The following is a 21,432-nucleotide window of genomic DNA, read 5'->3' as shown; positions in this document are numbered from 1 at the left end:
CAAGCGTTTTGTCGATTTTTTTACTAATTGATTAGTTTTTACCAATCGACTGATTGCCGCGAGAAGGCGCAGTTCCGGCTGGTGAATTTTGTTGGGTATGGTCTGCTGCGTCCTGACCGGCAGAAGGTTCTTTTAATTCACTTTTAGGGACAGTAGAAGTTTTGTCGGATTTTTTTAATTTATTTTCATCACCGGTTGATTTGGTGATATGTGGTGTATCCGGTAAACGGCCTATTGCCGGATCATCAGCAGGAATTTCCCGGGCCGTTGATGGGATGGAATCCTTATATTCACTGTTGGTCCGTTCCATAGATGCACGCATGGATGGTGTCATGTCGATGTCAAGTGTATCAGCCAGGGCACTGCGCAATTTAGTTATATCTGGTATCCAGTAGCTTATGCCATCAATATACATAGGAATACCAGGAACCATTTCGGATTTTAATCCATTGTTTTGGGCCTCGCGCAGGGAACCAAAAAAAGCAAGTAACTGACGTATTGACATGTCGGTTTTTACAGTTTCAAATATTTCAGCAACAATTGCCGGTATGCGGGGAATGATTGATGGGGAAAGTACTTTATCCATAACGGCTTTCATAAATTTTTGCTGCCGTTTTATCCGGCCGATATCCCCTTCTTCATCACGATAACGTACGTAGGTGATAGCTGTTTTTCCATCCATGTGCTGCATGCCGGGAGTTAAATCAATATGCAGACCACCGTTGTCATCCCAGGGATCATTATATATCATGCGTTTTTCTACATCAATGTCGACACCACCGATGGCGTCAATTATTTTTTGAAAACTTTCCATATTGATTATTACATAATGATCCATTGGAACCCCCAAAAACTGTTCCACTGTCTGCCGGGTAAGGTTATGACCACCGTAAGCATAAGCTGCATTTATTTTGTCCCAGCCGTGACCTTGGATTTTGACGCGTGTATCACGTGGAATAGATAGTAAAGCGGCCTGCTTTTTTTTGGGATCAATGGTTGCAACCATCAGTGTATCACTTCTGCCGACATCACCGTCTCTTGAATCAACGCCCATTATCATGACCGTTGCCTTGTCGGATGCTACAAGCATACCATCTTGCTTAGCTGCTTTAGGTGTATCATCAAAAAAGCCTGCAAAAACAGCGCCGCAGGCAGCAGCAGCGGCAAATACCAGCAGTAATATAATTAAGGGGGAATACTTCCTTTTCTTTCTTTGCATATCAATACTCCAATAATCATGTAATTTGTGTGAATTAATCAAACACAGTGATAAAAAATGTTGTTCTTATTATAAATTCTGTTTTTATTTAACGCAATATATTTAATTATTAATTGAAAAAATTTTTGCCAATTAACATTACGATATTGGGATAAATTTACAATATGACAATTTCCTTGTGCTGCTACTGTCATTTTAAATTGACAGTTTTTTTTGCACAATGTTATAATTATCAACACATCGGTATGACGGAACCGTCATATGCAGCCGTTTTTATGAGGTCGCTGCCGTTCGTACGGCAGATCCCGGTGTTTTGTGGCTGTTGTATATAAAAGGTGCAGTTTAACTAAAGTGAGTTGCTGCCGCAGGTAAAACAGACCGAGTAATTGCTTCAGTAAAGATTATTAAAATGGAGGAACATTTAATGGCAAAAAAAAATTTCCCATTAACAGCGGAGAAACTCGAAGAAATTATAAAAAAATATCCAACGCCATTTCATATCTATGATGAAAGAGCGATTCGTTTGAATATTAGACGGTTGTTCAAAGCTTTTGACTGGGCACCGGGATTTCGCGAATATTATGCAGTAAAGGCAGCACCAAATCCACGGCTGCTGCAAATACTAAGACAGGAAGGCGCCGGTGCTGACTGCAGCTCTTTACCTGAACTGATATTGGCTGATAAAGCGGGGATCACCGGTGAGAGTATTATGTTGACATCTAACGATACTCCGGCAGATGAATTTCAAAAAGCTATCGAACTCGGGGCAATAATAAATTTAGATGATATTTCACATATTGAGTACTTGGAAAAAAATGCCGGACTGCCAAAAGTAATTTCGTTTCGTTATAATCCGGGTCCCGTAATTGAGGGCAATGACATAATCGGAAAACCGGAAGAAGCAAAGTATGGTTTGACGAAAGAACAATTGTTTGCCGCTTATAAAATAATGAAGGAAAAGGGATTAAAAAGATTTGGCCTGCATACAATGGTAATTTCCAATGAACTGCATGACGGTGCATTTATTGCCACGGCTGAAATGATGTTTAAGCTGGCTGTAGAATTGAAGGAAAAACTGGGTATAGCAATGGAATTTATCAATTTGGGCGGCGGTATAGGCATTCCTTATAGACCAGAAGAGAAGGAAGTAAATATTGAAGCTGTAAGCCAAGGCATTAAAAAAGCTTATGAAAAAATATTGATTCCCGCCGGATTAGTACAGACACAGATAGCTTTTGAATCAGGCCGGGCAATAACGGGTCCGTACGGTTATTTGGTGGCTACTGTCCTGCATGAAAAAAAGACATATAAGGATTATATTGGTCTTGACGCATCAATGGCCAATTTAATGCGTCCGGGAATGTACGGCGCATATCATCATATGACTGTTGTCGGTAAGGAAAATGAACCATGTACATGCACATATGATGTAACAGGCTCACTTTGTGAAAACTGTGATAAATTTGCTATTAACCGTAAATTGCCGCCAATATCCATTGGTGATAAGGTTATCATCTATGATACGGGGGCACATGGGCATTCAATGGGATTTAATTATAATGGCAAACTGCGCAGTGCTGAATTATTAATCAGAACTGACGGAACGGTTGAACTGATCCGCCGGGCAGAGACAATAGATGATTATTTTGCCACACTGACAGGTTTTTCCGGCAGTATAATGGACAAATAAATTTATGAATGAAAAACCCTCCTGCCAAATTGACAAGAGGGTAAAACAAAAAACTGCGCTTACAGCATTATATTTAAAAATTGGTCGGAGCAGCAGGATTCGAACCTGCGACCCCCTGGTCCCAAGCCAGGTGCTCTACCAAACTGAGCCATGCCCCGAACGTTAAATAGTATATTAAATTTATAGATGCTTGTCAATGTATTTTTCAAATTAATTTTAACAAAATTTATTTTAAAGGAAATATACTGTTGGGAGCAAATTAGTAAATGGAGTATATTTAATAAATGATATGGGGGCAGTATTTTATTTTGGATGATCTCAATACAATATTATTTTTGATATGCGGTGGATTTATTGCCAGCTTTGTTGATGCAATAGCCGGCGGTGGAGGGATAATATCGCTGCCTGTACTTTTACTTACGGGTATTGATCCTGTTGCGGCCATGGCAACTAATAAAATGGCATCGGTTATGGGGTCTTTTACCAGTGCTGTGACTTACATGCGAAGCGGAAAAGTGACGACGGGACTTATAAAGTACTTATTTCCTTTGTCTTTAGTGGGGTCTTTTTGTGGGGTAATTGTGGTACGGCAAATACCGGCTGATTTTTTACGACCGCTTGTAGTGGTTTTGTTGGTGCTGATCACCATTTACACGTTGTGCCGCAAAAATTGGGGGCAATCGGTTTCTTATAATGGTGTGACGAAAAAAATCCTTCTTGTCAGTACTTCACTGGCTTTTATATTAGGGTTCTATGATGGTTTTTTTGGACCGGGAGCAGGGTCATTTTTGATGTTTGCATTTCTTTATATAGGGCTTGATTTTGTTGGGGCGGCAGCAAATGCGCGAGTGCTGAATTTTGCCAGTAATTTCGCAGCAATGATTACCTTTGTTTATTTTGGTCAAGTTTATTTTCATTATGCTGTCCCAATGGGGATAGCAATGATAGCCGGGGCATACTGTGGTACTAAAGCGGCACTGTCACGCGGAGCGGTTTATGTAAAGCCGTTGTTTGTTATTATGACGATTTCTTTGATTGGCAAGCAAGTATGGGATTTGTTTAAATAATGAATTAGTATATGATGATAATGCCTGGGGGAGAATAAAATGCTGTATGCAGTGATTGATATTGGCTCAAGTACGATAAGAATGGCAATATATAATATTGAGTATGGAAAAATTGAGATGCTTACGAAAAAAAAGTATTTAATAGGGCTGGCAGGTTATGTTAAAAATAATTTGATGCAGCAGCAGGGTATAGATAAAGCTTGTGGCAGTTTGAATGAATTTCGTGATTTTTTGGCTGATTTTCATATAAAAAATGTTTCAGCGTTTGCTACTGCAGCAATTCGTAATGTAAAAAACAGCCGGGCTGTGGTCGATGAACTGCAAAAACGTACCGGAATAGCAATACGGGTGATAACCGGTGATGAGGAAGCTGCTTTTGATTTTATTGGTGTAATGCATGGAGTGGATGTTCCGACAGGCCTGATTATTGATGTGGGCGGTGGCAGTACGGAGCTTATTTATTATATAGATAAAAATATAGAGAAAAAAATTAGTTTGCCATTAGGGGCACTTTCCTTACACACTGATTTTGTTGAAGATTTTTTACCGAGCAGTGCGGAAGTCAATGATATGGAAAGATATGTGACAGATGCCTTAAAGAAGGCGGATGGTTTTATAGTACCACCTGCTCCGTATATTTGCGGGATAGGCGGTACAATAAAAAGCATGCGGATTTTATATAATCATCTGTTTCAGTGTAACGATGACAATATGATGTTAAAAACGGCAGATTTTATTACGATGATAAAAAAATATATGCGGGATACAGCTGTGCAGGAAAAAGATATAATAATGCTTTTGAAATCTGTGCCGGATAGACTGCAGACAATTGTACCGGGGATGGTAATTATAGACATTATCTGCCGGTATTTTCAGGCAGAACAACTGACGTATAGTGACACGGGAATGCGGGAAGGTTATATTTATGACCAGATCATCAGTGCCGAACAGTAATTTTATTAAGAGAAGGATTGATAAATTCGATGGAGGAAAATAATTTACAACGAGGTTTGAAGGAACGTCACATTCAAATGATAGCTTTAGGATGTGCTATCGGTACAGGGTTGTTTTATGGTTCGGCCAGTACTATTCAATTGGTCGGCCCGGCGGTAATGATATCCTATTTAATAGGCGGTATATTCATTTATTTTGTGGTCAGAGCATTAGGGGAAATGTCGGTTGATAATCCGGTTTCGGGATCATTCAGCACATATGCTTATGATTACTGGGGAGATTTTGCTGGTTTTTTGTCCGGCTGGAATTATTGGTTTAATTATGTAGCTGTATCAATGGTTGAAGTTTCAGTAATTGGTATTTACATGAATCACTGGTTCCCCGATTTACCGATGTGGATATCGGGGGCGGTTTTATTTATACTGGTAAATATCATAAATCTGACAAATGTCCGGTCTTTCGGGGAAATAGAGTTTTGGGGAGCGATAATAAAAGTCGCAGCAATAGTGTTAATGATAATTTTTGGTGTACTCATGATATTTTTTGGCGTCGGTGTCGGTGCGCCTATAGGACTGCATAATTTATTTGACAATGGAGGTTTTTTGCCTAAGGGATTGTGGGGGATGATGCTGTCTTTTGTTGTTGTCACTTTTTCCTTTGGTGGTACGGAATTAATTGGCATAACGGCTGGAGAAGCCGAAACACCGAAAAAAACTATTCCTAAGGCAATAAATCTTATTATTGGACGTATTTTATTATTCTATGTCGGTTCAATGTTTGTTCTGGTAACTATTTATCCTTGGGATAAAGTGGGACTGAATGGCAGTCCGTTTGTGGAAATTTTCTCTGCTATCGGGTTTCCTGCAGCGGCATCAGTTTTAAATATAATAGTTTTAACCGGTGTGTTTTCTGCTTATAATAGTTGTTTATACAGCAACGCCAGAATGCTGCATGGTTTGGCTATACAGCATAATGCGCCGGCTTTTTTGGGAAAACTTTCCAGAAATGGAGTTCCGTGGACGGCGGTATTGTTTTCTTCTTTTTTTGTCGGTATAGCTGTGGTTATTACGTATTTCGCTCCTAAAGAGGTATTTAATTATGTAATGTCAATCGCGACTATCGCTGCATTGATAAACTGGATAATGATATTATATACACAGATTAAATTTCGGCAGAAAATTGGCAGTCGGGTAAATGATTTGTCATATAAAATGCCGCTTTTCCCTTGGCTGAATTATGCCGGCATAATCTATTTTCTTGCTATTGGCATAACGATGGCTATTATGCCCGATTATCGTTTAGCGGTTTATCTTTGCCCAATTTGGCTCTTGATTATTTATATTGGCTATAAAATAAAAAAAGTGCGCACAAGTTGACTGCACAAAGTGGGGCTGGTACTGACGCTATCAGTGTATATGGAAAAATCGTTATGATCGAAGGCTAAAAATCCATGTCGTATCATGATAATGATAATTTAAGAGGAATATGGTTCGTTTTTTGCATAAGTTTCAAAAGTATATTATAATAAATGTTTGAATATATGGCATAGTTTTATTTATAAAGATTACTGATATTTTGATGATCTTATGTGGAATTATTATCCCTCATATTTTCATCCCGAGAGGAATGTATAATGATAAATCGTACGACACGCCCGCTTGTTGAAAGTGCCATGCTGACAGCTGTTACCATCATCATGGCGATAATGGGCACGGCCCTGCCGATGTTCTTTTTTTTGCTGTATATATTGCCGATACCTATTGCAGTAAATATTTTTCGTCACGGGTTGCGTTGGGGCGTTATTTCTATAGCGGCTTCTGCCTTGATAGCTGGCAGTGTTTTTGGCATTTATTCGGCAGTTACAGTTATAACTGTGACGATTTTTGTAAGTCCGGCATTGGGCATTGGTTTTCGCCGTTTCTCACCAACAAAGAATTTGATAATAACTATAGCAGCATCATTGATTTCAATAGCACTTGCCCTTGGCGCAGCGTTTTTAATTATGGGAGTGAACTTTCTGACAGATTTTCAAACCGCGTTGAACACGGCAACACAGGCATCAATTGAGATTTATAAGACAATGGGGTTGACGGATGCTGATATTCAATCTCAGTCCGGGCAAATAGAAAAAATTGTCAAGCTTATTATGCTGTCGTTGCCAGCAGGAATTGCACTGTCAGCAGTGGGCAGTGCCTTTGTCAATTTTATTTTGACGCAGCGTCTTTTGAAAAGATTAGGAGAAAGAACACTGGCCGGTCTGCCTGCTTTTGCACAATGGCATATGCCGATAATATTTTTGTTTTTATTCGGATTTTCTTTGGTAGGAATGTACTGGGGAAGTACCCGGGACATAAGTTTATTATATAATGTGTCATTTAATATAAATTATTTTTCATCCATGTTTTGTCGGTTACAAGGGTTGTCACTGTTATATTGTGCATTACAGCACTTTAAATTACCTACCGCACCTAAAATAATGATAATGGTTCTTGTCATATTTACACCCTTTATGGAAATTTTCATGTATGTCGGCCTGTTTGATATGATTTTTGATTATAGGGCGCGCTTTACTAAAGGGCGTAATATTTAATAAGGAGTATAGTTATGCCGCGCAGATTATCTTCATGGATAGATATTTGTATTACACTGGTTATTATTGCCGGGTTATTGCTTACTATTTTGTGCTACAATGTGTATTTGGCCGTGGCCGGTTTGATGTTATTGGTTTGTCTGCTGTTGTTTCTGAGGGAACGCAATAATGACCGCCAAAAATCACTGGCTGATTACTATCAAAATGTGATAAAAAATGTTAATGAACTGTCAAATCTGGCATTGGAACATTTACCGCAGGTGATTTTAATAGTTGACCGTGACAGTCGCTTGGAATGGCATAACAATGAATTGGAAAGATGGCTGGGGAAAAAACCGGAACTGGGGACGGTGATTCACGAATTCTGGCCAAGCCTGAGTCTTGAACCGTTTTGGGGACAAATTGGTGAAACCGTTTTTAATAATGATAACAAATTTTATTTGCTAAAGTATCGGCCTGTATCTACTAACACAGATTTAAATGGACTAATGGCACTTTATATAACCGATGTGACAAAACCAGAAGAATTTAAGCGTACTACAGCAGCACATATGGTGCTGTTCGGTTATATCCAGATAGATAATTATAACGATGCTATGCAGGGATTAAGCGAAGCACAGCGTACTTCAATTTTATTTGAGGCTAATAGTATACTCGATAAATGGGCACATTCATTAAATGGATTTTTGCGGCGTTTAGATGATGATCTGTATGTTATACTTATTGAGCACCATATGCTGGAATTGGCCGTATCCAGTAAATTTGATGTTCTAGATCGAGTGCGGGCTATGCGCGGACCTAATAAGTTTCCCATAACACTTAGCATCAGCTTAGTCGAAGCACGAGAAGATATGACGATGGAAGATCTCGGTGCTCTGGCTCAGTCAAATCTTGACTTGGTGTTAGGACGCGGTGGAGATCAGGTCGCGGTTAATATAGATGGTAAAGTTAAGTTCTTTGGTGGTAAGACAAAAGCAATTGAAAAACATACACGGGTAAAATCACGCATTGTAGCTCATGCTATGCGTGAAATAATTGAAAAAGCTGATGTCGTATTTGTAATGGGACATCATAATGAAGATTTTGACAGCCTGGGTGCAGCTATAGGGGTTGCAGCTATGGCAAAATTTATGAAAAAACAGGTTCATATCATTTTAAGTGATATGAATGAAGGAATAGATAAGTTTACGGATTTAATAAAAGATAGTGCTGACTATGCAGGTGTATTCATAACTCAAGAAGAGGCTTTGAAAATCATAGCGGTAAATCCGGTACTATTCGTGGTCGACACACATATACCACATCTTGTGGCTGGACAGGAATTGTTAAATGATATTAAAAATGTTGTAGTTATCGATCATCATCGCCGCTCGGAAAACGTAATAAAAAATTCCCTGTTGATATATATTGAACCTTCATCATCATCTACGAGTGAACTCGTAACAGAACTGTTGATGTATTTCAGCGATGATCCGCTGATTTCCAATATAGACGCCACAGCCCTATATGCAGGAATTCTTGTCGATACAAAAAATTTTAAGATTCAAACTGGGGTGCGGACTTTTGATGCAGTTGCTTATTTGCGACGCAATGGTGCTGATCCGCAAATGGTGAGCCAGCTTTTCCGCACTGATTATACTACTAATCTGGCTAAAGCCAGAGCAGTGTCACAATCGAAATTTTTTGATGGCGGACTAGTAATTTCCATATGCCCGGATGATGCTCCTAATATACAAATAATTTCGGCTCAGATAGCGGATTATTTACTTAGCATTGATCAGGCACGAATGAGTTTGGTATTTTTTCATCTGCCGCCTAATACTGTGGGAATATGTGCTCGTTCGCTTGGTGAACTCAATGTGCAAATTCTCATGGAGGCATTTGGCGGCGGGGGGCATTTGAATGTTGCCGGAGCCCAGGTCAAAGATGGTAATCTTGAAGAAATAAAGGCTAAGGCTGTTGAATTAGCACAAAAAATAATAGAAGAGGTTGATAATGATGAAAATAATCCTCGAACAGGATCTGAAAAAAGTAGGCAAAAAAGGTGATATCATTGAGGTATCAGAAGGTTACGCCAGAAATTTCCTTTTGCCGAAAAATATTGCGATTGAAGCCACTGCTGCAAATATGAATGTGGCCAAAGCCCAAAAAGCTTCTAAGCAGAGGAAACAGCAGCAAGCTGCGGATGAAGCCCGCTTAATGGCAGCACAGCTTGAAAAGGTAGAAATTAGTATTCCTGTGCGTACCGGTGAAAATGGGAAGCTGTTTGGCTCGGTTACGGGTAAAGATATTGCAGATGTATTAAAAAAGGACTTTAACATTGACATGGATAAACGCAAAATTGAAATAAAGGGTGATATTAAAAGTGCGGGTGATTATACAGCAGTGATAAAAATTCATCCAACGATAACGGCCAATATAAAGGTTCATATAGTTACTAAATAAAAATCACAGTCAGAATATCCGCTGTCATATTGACAATGAGAGCGGATATTTTTATCGAAATGATGAAAAAAATATTGCTGTGATTGTTAGGTTCAAAGCATCATAAAAACTTCATTCAGAAAATTAAATTTTGATAAAGGAAAGATTATGTCATTAAAAAAATTTTGGCAAAAACATTTCAGCAAAAAAAATGCAGATTTTTCGCAGACGAGGCAGGAAGAAAACGCCGGAAAATTATCTGCTATAAACACTACCGCTAAAGATGTTGATGCTGTGTATAATATACTTGTTGATATAATGGGATCGGAAAAGTTGGTATTAAAGGCAGGCAAGCTTGATGCCATTAATTTACTGCGTTCTAAAAAATACAATGAACGAGTGTTGGCACTGCAAAAAATTGTCTATGAGGACCCAACACTGGATACCTTGCCGTCTGACAAGGAAATCCCGGGAATTTTGGGGGCAATGACGGAAAAGATTGCCGATATAATTGCACGGCGCAATATGGAGGACAAGATTGAAAAGCGTATTGCAGAAAAAATAGAAGAAAATCATCAAGATTATGTGGAAGATATTCGTATGCAGGTGCTTAAGGAGGAGCAAACTGATGAAGATTCACCACAGTCTAAGGCAAAATATGATGCACTTAATTCACTGGAGAAAATACATCTTACTCAGTCGGTGATGGAGCTTCTTCGTCCGCAATCACTTGAGGAAATAATTGGTCAGGAACGAGCGGTCAATGCATTAAAAGCAAAACTAAGTTCACCATATCCACAGCATTTGATACTCTATGGACCACCAGGAGTAGGTAAAACCACTGCGGCCCGTTTAGTTCTGGATGCAGCTTGCAAGGAAAAATATACACCTTTCACCGAAGATGCTCCCTTTATAGAAACTGACGGTACTACACTGCGCTGGGATCCACGTGATATGACTAATCCCTTGCTGGGTTCAGTACATGATCCTATTTATCAGGGGGCACGTAAAGATTTAGCTGACAGTGGCATACCTGAACCTAAACCGGGTCTGGTTACAGACGCGCATGGTGGTATTTTATTCATCGATGAAATTGGAGAGATGGATGAGATGCTGCAAAATAAGTTATTGAAAGTATTAGAAGACAAGCGGGCTTATTTTGAATCGGCTTATTATGATCCAACAGATCCGGCTGTTCCCAAATATGTACGTAAATTATTTGAGGAAGGAGCTCCGGCTGACTTTGTCTTAATTGGAGCGACTACCAGAGATGCGGCTTATATCAATCCGGCATTACGGTCGCGTTGTGCTGAGATTTATTTTGAACCACTTACTCCTAAGCATATCGAAAAAATAGTAAAAAATGCTGCTGATAAATTGAAAGTGACATTGTCTGATAATGTTGCGGCAACGATAAGCGAGTATACTATAGAAGGCCGCAAGGCAATTAATATTTTAGCAGATGCCTACAGTCTGGCACTGCAGAAAAATGCTGATGCAGTTAAAGATATTGTCATAACTATGGAGGATATTTATCATGTTGCACAAGTCAGCCGCTTATCGCCATTTATCACAAAAAAAGCCTCTGATGAACCGCAGGTAGGAAAAATATTTGGCCTTGGGGTAGCGGGCTTTATCGGGTCCGTTATTGAAATTGAAGCAGTAGCATTTCCCTGTCTGAAAAAAGGTCGCGGTACTGTGCGGTTTAATGATACGGCAGGAAGTATGGCAAAGGATTCGGTATTTAATGCAGCTGCTGTTGTACGTAAATTGACTGGTAAGGATGTACATGATTATGATATTCATATTAATGTGATCGGCGGCGGTAATATTGATGGACCTTCTGCCGGAACTGCGATATTAACAGTTTTGATATCAGCATTAACCGGTAAAAAAATTCGGCAGGATACTGCTGTTACCGGTGAAATATCAATACAAGGAAAAGTCAGACCGGTTGGCGGAGTTTTTGAAAAAGCTTATGGAGCAAAGCAGGCAGGAATGACCAGACTGGTCATTCCCAAGGAAAATGAAAAGGATATTCCGCCTGATCTGCTGGGATTGGAAATTTATACTATTGAGACGGCACAGGATGCTTTGGATCAACTGCTGGTTGATTAGTGAAAGACATAGATAGTGATGAAATCGATTGGAAGGAGTGTACAGATTGATAGATAGAGTTCCCCCACAAAATATTGAGGCTGAACAGTCAGTATTAGGGGCGATGATGATCTCCCGTGATGCTATAGCAGAAGCAGCACAAATTCTTATCGACACTGATTTTTACAGGGAAGCACATCGCATAACTTTTGCAACGATGTTGGAAATTTTTAATCGTAATGATCCAGTAGATCTAATAACAGTAACGGAACAGCTTAGAAAGTCAAATCAATTGGAAAAGGTCGGCGGTATTACATTTTTGACGGCTTTGTCCAATAATGTACCCACGGCAGCCAATATTACCTACCACGCTAAGATAGTCAAGGAAAAGGCGCAGCTGCGGGCATTGATAAATACAGCTACTTCGATTGCAGCCATGGGTTATGAAGATGATGAAGCAGTTGATACGGTACTTGATAAGTCGGAAAAAATGATTCTGGATGTGGCTTCTAATCGTACTGTGGGTGATTTTATACCGATAAAAACTATTTTATTGGATACTTTCAGTAAGATTGAACAGATGCACGAAGCTAAAGGCGGGATAACGGGATTATCGACTGGGTTTAAAGACCTTGACAAGCTCACATCAGGGTTTCAACCGTCTGACTTAATATTGGTAGCTGCCCGTCCGAGTATGGGGAAGACGGCATTTACATTAAATATAGCCACTCATGCGGCTGTGCGGAAAAAAGAACCGGTGGCTTTTTTTTCCTTAGAAATGTCCAAGGAACAATTGGTACAGCGAATGTTATGCTCGGAAGGAGCTATTGATTCCCAGCGACTGCGTACCGGCGGTCTTTTAGATGATGATTGGCAGCGCTTGATAAGCGCTGCTGATCGCTTATCTTCAGCACCGATATTTATTGATGATACGCCAGGGATAAGTATAATGGAACTTCGCTCTAAGGCTCGCCGTCTGAAATTGGAAAAGGGACTTTCCCTGCTGATAATTGATTATTTGCAATTAATGCAAGGGCGCAGTGCCGGGAAAGGTGATAATCGTCAGCAGGAAATTTCGGAAATTTCACGCTCACTGAAGGCACTGGCACGTGAACTGAATGTTCCGGTAGTTGCTCTATCGCAGCTTAGCCGCAGTGTTGAAGCCCGGCAGATAAAAAAACCGATGCTTAGTGATTTGCGTGAATCTGGTTCATTAGAACAAGATGCCGATATAGTGATGTTTTTGTACCGGGAAGATTACTACGATCCCGATACAGAGAACAAGAATATCACTGATGTAATTATTGCTAAACACCGTAACGGACCGGTCGATACAATACAGCTGTATTTCCAGAAGGAATTTACCCGCTTTGGCAACCTGGCTCATGACCAAATGCCGCAGCAGCAATAAACTAAAGGTTGGATAAAAATTCTGCTGTCAGGATAAACAGAATTTTTATAACGATTTTGTCAATACAATCATTAAACGCAGAACTGGTGGAATTGTGGGTTACCGCACAGGAAACTGCGTCGCTTTAAACCGGCCGCTTGGGCATAAATACACTTGCTCAGGCGGTTTTTGATATATAAATAATATAAGTATATGTATGATGTATAAGGTATAAGGTATCTTAGACAATATAGAACCTATGTATATCGAGAAGCATTATTAACATTAGGGATGGTTTTTGCCGACTATAAAAGGTCTAGTATGCAAAAAAATAGAATAATAAAATTATAAATATTTATTTTTAATTTTAGGAGATGATAATGTGGATTTTTTAGGACCGTCGAGCCGATATTCGCACGAAAATCATCAACCGGTTAATGTTAATAAGAAATTCAGAGAAAATTTAACATTTGGACAAAAAGCGGCCGATATGGTAGCTAAAATTGTAGGCAGCTGGACTTTTATTATCATTCAGACAATGTTGTTTATTGCGTGGATGGGGATAAATGCATATTTAGTTTACCAATATGCGGAAAATCGCAGTTTTTTTCTTGCGTGGGATCCATATCCATTTATTTTGTTGAATTTAATGCTGTCGTTTGAAGCAGCTTATACAGGACCAATCATAATGATGAGTCAAAATAGGCAGGCAGCGAAGGATAGATTAACAGCAGAGTCAGATTATCATATTAACATTAAATCAGAAAAAGAATTGAGAACTATGATGCAGCATCAGGTGCATCACGATTTGTTACTTAGGGAAATTGCCGAAAAATTAGACGAAATAGCATCAGATAAATAAAAAAATGACAATATTTATTCTTACTAAACCACTCCTTAATTTTATCTAGTACATCATATCACATGTGCCAGTCTTGATATATTTTTTGCCGCTGTTGCCGTGTTTTTGCTTTATAGGATGTGCATACACTGTTTTCAATACTAAGAGAAACATTTACTGGATAGTATATCACCCCGAATAGGCTATGGGACATTTAAAAGGGGAAAGCGGTTTAATGATATTTTAGAAATTTGGTAATACAAAATTCACATATAAAAAGCGTGAATTTTGGTGTAAGGAATATTATGTTGATACTGTAGGGGAAAATACGAAAACTATAACGAAATATGGTACTGTCAATATTGTTTCGCAAATTCATAGGTAACCGTCATAGTCGGAATTAGCCTAACACTTTCTCAGCATTATAGCTGTCTAAGTGTTTCATGTTCATATATAATTTGCTACCCCATTGGCTGTTAACGACATGCCGCAGGCGGGCACAAACCAACATTAACGCACTGTTTCCGTCTGGAAAAGTACCAACAACACGGCTTCGACGGCGAATTTCACGGTTGAGCCGCTCAATCGTATTATTAGTTCGGATTTTCTTCCAATGCTCTTCAGGAAAATCCATATAGGTTAAGGTTTCAGCGATTCCAGTCGTTAATTTTTCAGCAGCTTTTGCCAGTTTCATTTCCTTGAGCTTTTCTGCCACATGTGCTGCTTTTTCCAAAGCCGCGGCTTTATCTTCTTGGGCATGAATTGCTTTTAGCATTCGAGCTACTTCTTTTCCTTTGGTTCTTGGTACTACAGAAAAAATGTTACGAAAAAAATGTACGCTGCAGCGCTGGTATTTAGCCTCTGGAAATATTTCAGTAACGGATTCGCACATACCCTGGCATTTATCTCCTATGACAAGCTGTACTCCCTTTAGGCCACGTTCGCGTAGTGAACGCAAAAAATCTTTCCAGCTTTCTTTATCTTCTTTCATACCTTCAGCTGCGCCGATTACTTCGCGATAGCCATCGCGGTTTACAGCAATGGCAACAAGGATAGCAATGTTTTCAAACTCGCCACCCCAACTACGTTTGAGATAAATTCCGTCAACAAAAACATAAGGATATTTTTCACTGGTAAGCTTGCGATTTGCCATTCTTCGATATGTACGTACGCTTTTTGATTCAAATTGCTGATTGTTCCTGGTGATACTTTTGATCCCCATAGCGCCTCAGTTATATCCTCAACTCGCCGTACAGAAACACCCGCTAGGTACATTTCGATTAGTGCTTCCTCAACACTGCTTTCACGGCGACGATAGCGCTCAATAATGGCCGTTTCAAAAGGAATGCCTTTCAATTTAGGCACTTTTAAAGTTACTTCACCAGAAGTAGTCTGTAACTGGCGAGTATAATGGCCTGAACGATAGCCATTACGTTTTTCAGTACGCTCATACTTTTCAGCTTTGGTTAACTGTTGGGCCTCTTGATCAAGTAGAGAATTCAAAGTGTCTTCAACACTCTGCTTAACCAAGGTTTTTAATTCCGTTTTGATCAAATCCTCGTTTAATTGTATAATGTTGTTGGACATGGTAATCGGTCTCCTTTGTAGAGTTTTGTTCAGCAACTTTATTCTAACAAATGACCGTTACCATGTCTTTCCTTATTTGTTTTTGCGAAAAATATTATACCTTATCTTTTTTTATCTCAAATACGTATCAATAATGGAATATCGATGATGCTGCATTGAGCTGCTTACTATCTTACACGCAGTAAATTTATCAATACCTGTATTTGTAAGCTTACCGACATAATTTTGAGCAAAATTATGCCGTAGACCATGCGTACCTTGCCACCTCTGCCCACTTGCTATACAAGCCTTTTGTAGCTGATAGCGATATTTATCTCTATTTACAGCATACATATTATTATTACTATACTTATCAAATAAATTTTGCATACTAGGAGTCTTAGTTATAATCCAAAATGTATTTTTTACATTTTAAAAATGAAAAATTGTTGTTGTTTTTATTTACTTTTAGTAGAATTACGCCATCAATTGTTGCAATTATTATTGCTTGCATTATGCCATATTCGTTGCTTTTTAGTAATCCATATAATATGCATAATAAGGTTTTTTATTATGCATATTAGTTAGGCATTGAAGGTAGTCAAACATGGCAGCCTATGAGTGATAAATTTTATAATACTTTGTCTAAGAGTGATCAAAAAGATGTTTTGGAAAATATACGTACTTTAACAGCTAATGATATTGCTATTATCAATAAGTATGATTTGATGCATAGTGATAGTTATTTTACTTTTGATAAAATTTTTATTGATACGCTGCTTAGTTATTATATGCTGCCAATATTAATTTTATTTTTACTGACAGGTTTGTTTTTCTATATATGGGGATTACCCAGAGCATGAGTAAAGCTGGCTATCCTTACGATAACGCTCCTATGGAGCGCTATTTCAATACGTTGAAGAACGAATTAATTTACCTGCATGACTATCTTGTACGCATCTGTCGATGAATTTGCCTATATTTGGTACAACCATGTGCGACCGCACTCATATAACGGATACAAGACTCCGTTTGAAGCCAGAACAGAAATTAGCAATTATTAAGCCACAAGTGTTACAAAAAAGCTTGACCACTACATTTCTTCATAAGATGCTCACGCTTTCTTTGTATGTCTCTACTAACCTAATATACCGTTCCTCCGTGGAAAAAATATATCAAATGACACGTTATATCTTCGCAATAAATCGTATCTGCTCTTTTTCGTGGTCAAACCCATTACGCCGATAAAACTCATGGGCCTCAGTTCTTGCTTTCCCTGAATTTAATCGCATGGTAGAAATATCGTTTTGAGCAGCCCATTGCTTCGCCTCATCTATTAGCTTCGCGCCTACGCCCTGCCTACGCGCGAGGCTCGAAACCGCCAAACCTAATATATTAGCCATAACCGGTAAATACAGAAGTTCATATCGCTCTACATGAATAAATCCAACAATTTTCTGCTCCATCTCCGCGACAAATACACATTCGCGATCCCTATTCAAATGGGTCAATCTCGCCTTAACATAATCTTCTTTGCAGTCATATCCTAAATCATTCGAACAAAGCCTGCATATTTCTTCAGCATCATCCAAAACAGCTTCTCGTATCACTTACTCGTCTCTCCTTCTCTATATGATTCAAATTCATCCTCTCAATTGAAATTTCTCTACTATTTCAGGAACCAGCTTATTCCCTCTTTGCATGAATCAAAATCTTAGTTTCAGCTGCACCTGCAGCTGCGAAATTTAAGGAAATAAATACTGCGATTGCCTTTTTCAATCAACTGAAAAAGAAATAATACAGGCACGGCAATGTTGCCGCCATAAATATATAGACGGTCTTGAATAACCGGTTTCTTCTGACACTAATTTTACATTTTCTCCTAACTCAAAGCAACGGTGAAGAATCTCCAATTTTGCTTCCAAAGAAGGATGCAGTGGATGTTCTGTTGTATTGATGAATTGACGCCGTTTCTTTGGTGGCTTAGGTGGAACTGTTTTCTTCCATAACCAGCGATACATAGTTTGGCGCATTGGATATCCTAATTGAGTAATTACCTTGGTAACCGATTTTTTCTCATCGTACAGCTGCAAAGCTCTATATTTCTGCTCTAATGAAAATTGCATCTAGATCTCCTCCATTAGAGTCCAACTTTTTGTCCACATCCCCGATTGTCAAGTAAAGTGTGTAAATGATTTTAAATTGGTTCAACATTTGCTACACTTCTTTTTGGTTAGATACTTAGAAGGATAGCCTGTTGAACCTTTTTGTAAAGTTAATTATTTTATCAACTAGCACAATGCGAATTTTATTATAAAAATATAATGAAAATGATTATACTTATAATATGTTTTGTAATGAAATTAGTCCACTTAGAACAATTAAAATTTATTAAATAGTAAAGAGGATCTCATAAAATGACTAATATTATTTCACAAATTTGCAACTAATGAAAACGAAAAAAAGATACGCTTTCAAGCAGAATAGCTTAATATTATGTCATTAGAATAGTTTTCTAGTTATCCTTTTATTTTTACAGCAACGCAGTTCAGATAAATTTAAAAATTTATTGGCAACTTTTTTGGCAGTAGTTTTGTCAAAAATGCGCATTTTGCGTTTCGGTAAATCCGAAATGCCTAAGCGCACCTCTTTAAAAATAATAAAGAAGGTGTAAGAGCTTGATATTGCAGTTTTATTAATTTTTTAAAAAACTCTCAAAGAGTTTTATTCAAAAAACATAAAAATGGCTTAAAACTCAAATTTGGACGTTTGGCGTAAAATTTTGACATAGAAAAAAATAAAGCTGCCAGATCCAATTTTTTGGATTAACAGTTAAAGAAGTCACTTTATCAAAATTATCATGGAAAAGTCAAATAGCTTTTTGCTGTTGTTTATTGTCTTGTGCTACTTCTTTTGCTGTATCGGTATATTTAACTAAAACGTTTAGTTGATCAGCTTTACAGCCTTCGAACAACACATTTGGATTAACACGATATGCACCAGAGTTGATTTTCTGTAAAAAATTGCTATCTATCAACGTTCTCAAGGTTTGTGATACGGTCATGAGTGACATGTTTGTCTTTTTTGCAATTAGCCTTTATGTCATTATCAACTAATACTTTTTCCGATGGTTTTTTTACAAATATGCAGCCTGTCGTAGGAGTTTTCAAATTTCACATTTCAAATAATGCAGTTCAAGGAATAAAGGATAGCATATAATGAAGTTCGCAAAAGAGAATAGGAAAAACCATCGGTAACTCCGAAAAAGGTAAGTGACCAAACAAACCCAAAAGGAGTTGAAAACCGATGGCTTACTCCCATTCTAACGTACCTTTGGAAAAAATGCTATTACAATTCATGACCGAAGACGATCCCTTGCTCGCTATGCTCAAGTGGCTTTGTGAAAAGCTCATGGAAGCCGAAGTGGATGCAAAGATTAATGCTGCCAAGTCGGAAAGAACCGATGAACGGTCTGGATACCGTAGCGGCTACCGCGTTCGCCGCTACGACACTCGCCTGGGAACCATGTATTTGTTCGTTCCAAAGCTAAGAAAAGGCGGTTATATTCCTTTTTTCATTACGGAGAAAAAGCGCTCGGAAGTGGCGCTCCTGCAGGTTATTCAGGAAGCATATATCAACGGCGTTTCCACTCGTAAAATCGAAAAGTTAGCCAAAAGTTTAGGGATTGATTCGATTTCCCGTAGCCAAGTATCACAGATTACCAAAGAGCTGAATGATCAGGTTGAGGCTTTCCGAACCAGACCGCTACAGAAAGCCTATCCGGTGTTATGGGTGGATGCTTTGTATGAGAAAATCCGCTATGATCACCGGGTACAAAATATGGCGGTAGCTGTCGTGATTGGTCTAGATGAAAAGGGTCACCGCGATGTGTTAGCCGTTGAGCCGATGCAGGAAGAATCCACCGATACCTATAAAGCCGTATTTGAAAAGCTCAAACAACGAGGCCTGGCAAATGTGTGGCTAGTCGTTTCCGATGCCCACAAGGGCTTGGTAAAAGCAATCAATGAATCCTTTTTACAATGTGCTTGGCAGCGATGTAAAGTCCATTTCATGCGAAATATTCTGGCTCATATTCCGGCAAAGAAAAAGGCATGGTTTGCCGGACGGCTGAAGCAAATCTGGCTACAGCCTGATTATGACAGTGCCAAAGAGTATGCTCATTCTTTCATAGAATCTGTTGAAAAATCCTATCCGGAAGCGACTGATGTTGTACAATAAAAATTGGCACCTTATTCTCAAGGATTGTGATATATAATTGATAGAGAATAGGAGAAATAAGATGGCAAAACGAATTATAAAAACTTATGACCAAGAATTTAAATCACAGGCTGTAAAATTAGCTCAGGAGATTGGTGGACACAAAGCCGCAACGGAACTGGGGCTTCCTGATAGTACTATCTATACATGGGTTAAAGCCTTCAAAGAAGGTAGGTTGGAGGCAAAAGACGCTGTTCATACTCCTTCCAATGCCTTATCTCTTAACGAGGAACTTATTGAACTTAAAAAGCGTGTTAAAGAACTGGACAAAGAGAATCACCATCTTAAAGAAGTGAATGAATTTCTTGAGGAAGCAAGCGCTTTTTTCGCCGCCAGCCGTCGGAAGTCAACAAAAAACAGAGATTGATATTTATTGCAGTAAAAACTGAAGACGGCACTATTAAAGGTAAAATTTCATTCTATTGTAAAAGCCTATGCGTAACCAGACAGGGATTTCACAATTATCTTAAATATAAAGATAAGCCTTGGAAATATCAGTCTCTTGCAGATGCTATGTTAGATATCTGTGCTGAAGATGAATGCAATGATACTTACGGACGAATCAGAATGCATCAAGCTTTAGAGCTAAAAAAACCTGCTGGTATTGAGATTCCGAGTGAACGGACTGTATACCGTGTTATGGAAGAAATCGGTATTAGCCATAGACCAAAAAGAAAACCTAATGGAATCACAAAAACTGATAAAGAAGCCAGAAAATCTGATGACTTAATTAAACGTGATTTCTATTCTGATAAACCGTTAAGCAAGTGCGTAACAGATATGACTGAAATAAAGTGTCTGGATGGAAAACTGTATGTATCCGCAGTTTTTGACTGCTTCGATTCTGCAGTACTGGGATTAGCAATGGATACAAATATGAAAGCCACGTTATGTGAACAAACAATAATTAATACATATAAAGCATATCCAGAAATTCGGGGCTGTATCCTGCATAGTGATAGGGGAACACAGGTGCGACAAGAAGTCGCATGATATATTGCCGAAAGGCTACCCCATCCATTCGGGGTAACCCTATTGTGACTAGCGTGAATGGTAACATTTAGGTTAGAAAGCTCACAAGACAATGTGGAAGTCCGAGTAGCCTAAAACTGGGGCAACTGCTAGGGTAAGAAAGCTATGGAGAACGTAAAGTGAACCACCGTAGGAATCGTTACGCTGGAGGAAGCGAAATAGGCTGGAACGCTTCGACCAAAATGGTAAGGAGTCAAGCAAAGGCCAACTGTCAAACCAATGCGGATGGATGAAGAACTCCCGGTTTAAAGGTGGCTCCTAAGGCTTTCAACATTATATATCAT

17 protein-coding genes, 1 tRNA gene and 4 pseudogenes are annotated in these 21,432 nt (G+C 38.8%); 16 read left to right on the top strand and 6 right to left on the bottom strand.

The window, feature by feature from the left end; genetic code table 11:
* Nucleotides 1-31 precede the first annotated feature (31 nt).
* Nucleotides 32-1,219 carry an LCP family protein gene (locus F8M42_RS12580; RefSeq protein WP_182187071.1) on the bottom strand — a complete coding sequence of 396 codons (1,188 nt, stop codon included), beginning with the start codon at nt 1,217-1,219 and terminating at the stop codon, nt 32-34.
* A 424-nt stretch (nt 1,220-1,643) separates the two neighbouring features.
* Between F8M42_RS12580 and F8M42_RS12575 the strand changes: the two genes are divergently transcribed.
* Nucleotides 1,644-2,909, top strand: coding sequence for a diaminopimelate decarboxylase family protein (locus F8M42_RS12575; protein ID WP_182187069.1), 1,266 nt, complete (start codon nt 1,644-1,646; stop codon nt 2,907-2,909).
* Between the two features lie 81 nt (nt 2,910-2,990).
* On the opposite strand, the gene F8M42_RS12570 is transcribed toward F8M42_RS12575, so the two are convergent.
* Nucleotides 2,991-3,067 (bottom strand) — tRNA-Pro (locus F8M42_RS12570).
* Between the two features lie 150 nt (nt 3,068-3,217).
* Between F8M42_RS12570 and F8M42_RS12565 the strand changes: the two genes are divergently transcribed.
* From F8M42_RS12565 to F8M42_RS13695, 10 genes and pseudogenes are all read left to right on the top strand, one after another.
* Nucleotides 3,218-3,976, top strand: a complete 759-nt coding sequence (locus F8M42_RS12565) for a sulfite exporter TauE/SafE family protein (protein ID WP_229711356.1) — start codon at nt 3,218-3,220, stop codon at nt 3,974-3,976.
* A gap of 39 nt (nt 3,977-4,015) precedes the next feature.
* Nucleotides 4,016-4,930, top strand: a complete 915-nt coding sequence (locus F8M42_RS12560; RefSeq protein WP_182187066.1) for a Ppx/GppA phosphatase family protein — start codon at nt 4,016-4,018, stop codon at nt 4,928-4,930.
* Between the two features lie 29 nt (nt 4,931-4,959).
* On the top strand, nt 4,960-6,306 hold the full coding sequence (locus tag F8M42_RS12555; protein WP_182187065.1) for an amino acid permease: 1,347 nt from the start codon (nt 4,960-4,962) through the stop codon (nt 6,304-6,306).
* Between the two features lie 257 nt (nt 6,307-6,563).
* The gene (locus F8M42_RS12550) at nt 6,564-7,520 is read left to right on the top strand and encodes a YybS family protein (protein WP_182187063.1); all 957 of its coding nucleotides are present in this window, start codon (nt 6,564-6,566) and stop codon (nt 7,518-7,520) included.
* 14 nt (nt 7,521-7,534) lie between these two features.
* A complete protein-coding gene (locus tag F8M42_RS12545) occupies nt 7,535-9,568 on the top strand; it encodes a DHH family phosphoesterase (protein WP_182187061.1) in 2,034 nt (677 codons plus the stop codon).
* Complete coding sequence (gene rplI, locus F8M42_RS12540) at nt 9,519-9,965, top strand: 50S ribosomal protein L9 (RefSeq protein WP_182188755.1); 447 nt, start codon at nt 9,519-9,521, stop codon at nt 9,963-9,965. Before F8M42_RS12545 ends, rplI begins: the two co-directional genes overlap by 50 nt.
* Nucleotides 9,966-10,112: 147 nt before the next feature.
* A complete protein-coding gene (gene lonC, locus F8M42_RS12535; RefSeq protein ID WP_182187059.1) occupies nt 10,113-12,062 on the top strand; it encodes a Lon family ATP-dependent protease in 1,950 nt (649 codons plus the stop codon).
* 46 nt (nt 12,063-12,108) lie between these two features.
* Nucleotides 12,109-13,452, top strand: coding sequence for a replicative DNA helicase (gene dnaB, locus F8M42_RS12530; protein ID WP_182187057.1), 1,344 nt, complete (start codon nt 12,109-12,111; stop codon nt 13,450-13,452).
* A 361-nt stretch (nt 13,453-13,813) separates the two neighbouring features.
* Nucleotides 13,814-14,293 (top strand): DUF1003 domain-containing protein, encoded by a 480-nt coding sequence (locus F8M42_RS12525; protein WP_196596004.1) that lies wholly within the window; start codon nt 13,814-13,816, stop codon nt 14,291-14,293.
* Nucleotides 14,294-14,477: 184 nt separating this feature from the next.
* Nucleotides 14,478-14,621 (top strand): annotated as a pseudogene (locus tag F8M42_RS13695) (transposase); the annotation flags it as partial.
* A gap of 51 nt (nt 14,622-14,672) precedes the next feature.
* Here the strand turns inward: F8M42_RS13695 and F8M42_RS12520 are convergent.
* A pseudogene (locus F8M42_RS12520) lies at nt 14,673-15,859 on the bottom strand (IS256 family transposase).
* Nucleotides 15,860-16,455: 596 nt separating this feature from the next.
* Here F8M42_RS12520 and F8M42_RS12515 point away from each other — a divergent pair.
* Nucleotides 16,456-16,701 (top strand): hypothetical protein, encoded by a 246-nt coding sequence (locus tag F8M42_RS12515; RefSeq protein ID WP_182187055.1) that lies wholly within the window; start codon nt 16,456-16,458, stop codon nt 16,699-16,701.
* A pseudogene (locus tag F8M42_RS12510) lies at nt 16,680-16,902 on the top strand (integrase core domain-containing protein); the annotation flags it as partial. The gene F8M42_RS12515 and the pseudogene F8M42_RS12510, both read left to right, overlap by 22 nt.
* Before the next feature lie 123 nt (nt 16,903-17,025).
* Here F8M42_RS12510 and F8M42_RS12505 read toward each other — a convergent pair.
* From F8M42_RS12505 to F8M42_RS12495, 3 genes are all read right to left on the bottom strand, one after another.
* Entirely contained in the window at nt 17,026-17,448 is a 423-nt protein-coding gene (locus F8M42_RS12505) for a GNAT family N-acetyltransferase (protein ID WP_182187053.1), read from the bottom strand.
* A 165-nt stretch (nt 17,449-17,613) separates the two neighbouring features.
* On the bottom strand, nt 17,614-17,964 hold the full coding sequence (locus F8M42_RS12500) for a helix-turn-helix domain-containing protein (protein ID WP_182187051.1): 351 nt from the start codon (nt 17,962-17,964) through the stop codon (nt 17,614-17,616).
* A gap of 743 nt (nt 17,965-18,707) precedes the next feature.
* Nucleotides 18,708-18,911, bottom strand: a complete 204-nt coding sequence (locus tag F8M42_RS12495; RefSeq protein WP_229711355.1) for a replication/maintenance protein RepL — start codon at nt 18,909-18,911, stop codon at nt 18,708-18,710.
* Between the two features lie 233 nt (nt 18,912-19,144).
* Between F8M42_RS12495 and F8M42_RS12490 the strand changes: the two are divergent.
* The 3 genes and pseudogenes from F8M42_RS12490 to F8M42_RS12480 form a co-directional block, all read left to right on the top strand.
* Nucleotides 19,145-20,074, top strand: a pseudogene (locus F8M42_RS12490) (IS256 family transposase); the annotation flags it as partial.
* Nucleotides 20,075-20,138: 64 nt separating this feature from the next.
* Nucleotides 20,139-20,483, top strand: coding sequence for a transposase (locus tag F8M42_RS12485; protein WP_196595541.1), 345 nt, complete (start codon nt 20,139-20,141; stop codon nt 20,481-20,483).
* Nucleotides 20,484-20,629: 146 nt separating this feature from the next.
* Nucleotides 20,630-21,109, top strand: a complete 480-nt coding sequence (locus tag F8M42_RS12480; protein WP_196601424.1) for a DDE-type integrase/transposase/recombinase — start codon at nt 20,630-20,632, stop codon at nt 21,107-21,109.
* Nucleotides 21,110-21,432: the final 323 nt, after the last annotated feature.

Origin of the sequence: Pectinatus frisingensis (assembly GCF_014076555.1) — a bacterium.
Lineage (GTDB): Bacteria > Bacillota > Negativicutes > Selenomonadales > Selenomonadaceae > Pectinatus > Pectinatus frisingensis.
Note: the sequence above shows the minus strand (reverse complement) of the source record. Positions and strands in the feature narration are given on the sequence as shown.

Excerpts from the sequence above, each read along its gene's own strand:
- F8M42_RS12485 (WP_196595541.1), top strand. The coding sequence starts at position 20,139 with ATGGCAAAACGAATTATAAAAACTTATGACCAAGAATTTAAATCACAG.
- F8M42_RS12555 (WP_182187065.1), top strand. The coding sequence starts at position 4,960 with ATGGAGGAAAATAATTTACAACGAGGTTTGAAGGAACGTCACATTCAA.
- F8M42_RS12580 (WP_182187071.1), bottom strand. The coding sequence starts at position 1,219 with ATGCAAAGAAAGAAAAGGAAGTATTCCCCCTTAATTATATTACTGCTG.
- F8M42_RS12575 (WP_182187069.1), top strand. The coding sequence starts at position 1,644 with ATGGCAAAAAAAAATTTCCCATTAACAGCGGAGAAACTCGAAGAAATT.
- F8M42_RS12495 (WP_229711355.1), bottom strand. The coding sequence starts at position 18,911 with ATGTCACTCATGACCGTATCACAAACCTTGAGAACGTTGATAGATAGC.
- F8M42_RS12560 (WP_182187066.1), top strand. The coding sequence starts at position 4,016 with ATGCTGTATGCAGTGATTGATATTGGCTCAAGTACGATAAGAATGGCA.
- F8M42_RS12550 (WP_182187063.1), top strand. The coding sequence starts at position 6,564 with ATGATAAATCGTACGACACGCCCGCTTGTTGAAAGTGCCATGCTGACA.
- F8M42_RS12480 (WP_196601424.1), top strand. The coding sequence starts at position 20,630 with ATGTTAGATATCTGTGCTGAAGATGAATGCAATGATACTTACGGACGA.
- F8M42_RS12515 (WP_182187055.1), top strand. The coding sequence starts at position 16,456 with ATGAGTGATAAATTTTATAATACTTTGTCTAAGAGTGATCAAAAAGAT.
- rplI (WP_182188755.1), top strand. The coding sequence starts at position 9,519 with ATGAAAATAATCCTCGAACAGGATCTGAAAAAAGTAGGCAAAAAAGGT.
- lonC (WP_182187059.1), top strand. The coding sequence starts at position 10,113 with ATGTCATTAAAAAAATTTTGGCAAAAACATTTCAGCAAAAAAAATGCA.
- F8M42_RS12545 (WP_182187061.1), top strand. The coding sequence starts at position 7,535 with ATGCCGCGCAGATTATCTTCATGGATAGATATTTGTATTACACTGGTT.
- F8M42_RS12500 (WP_182187051.1), bottom strand. The coding sequence starts at position 17,964 with ATGCAATTTTCATTAGAGCAGAAATATAGAGCTTTGCAGCTGTACGAT.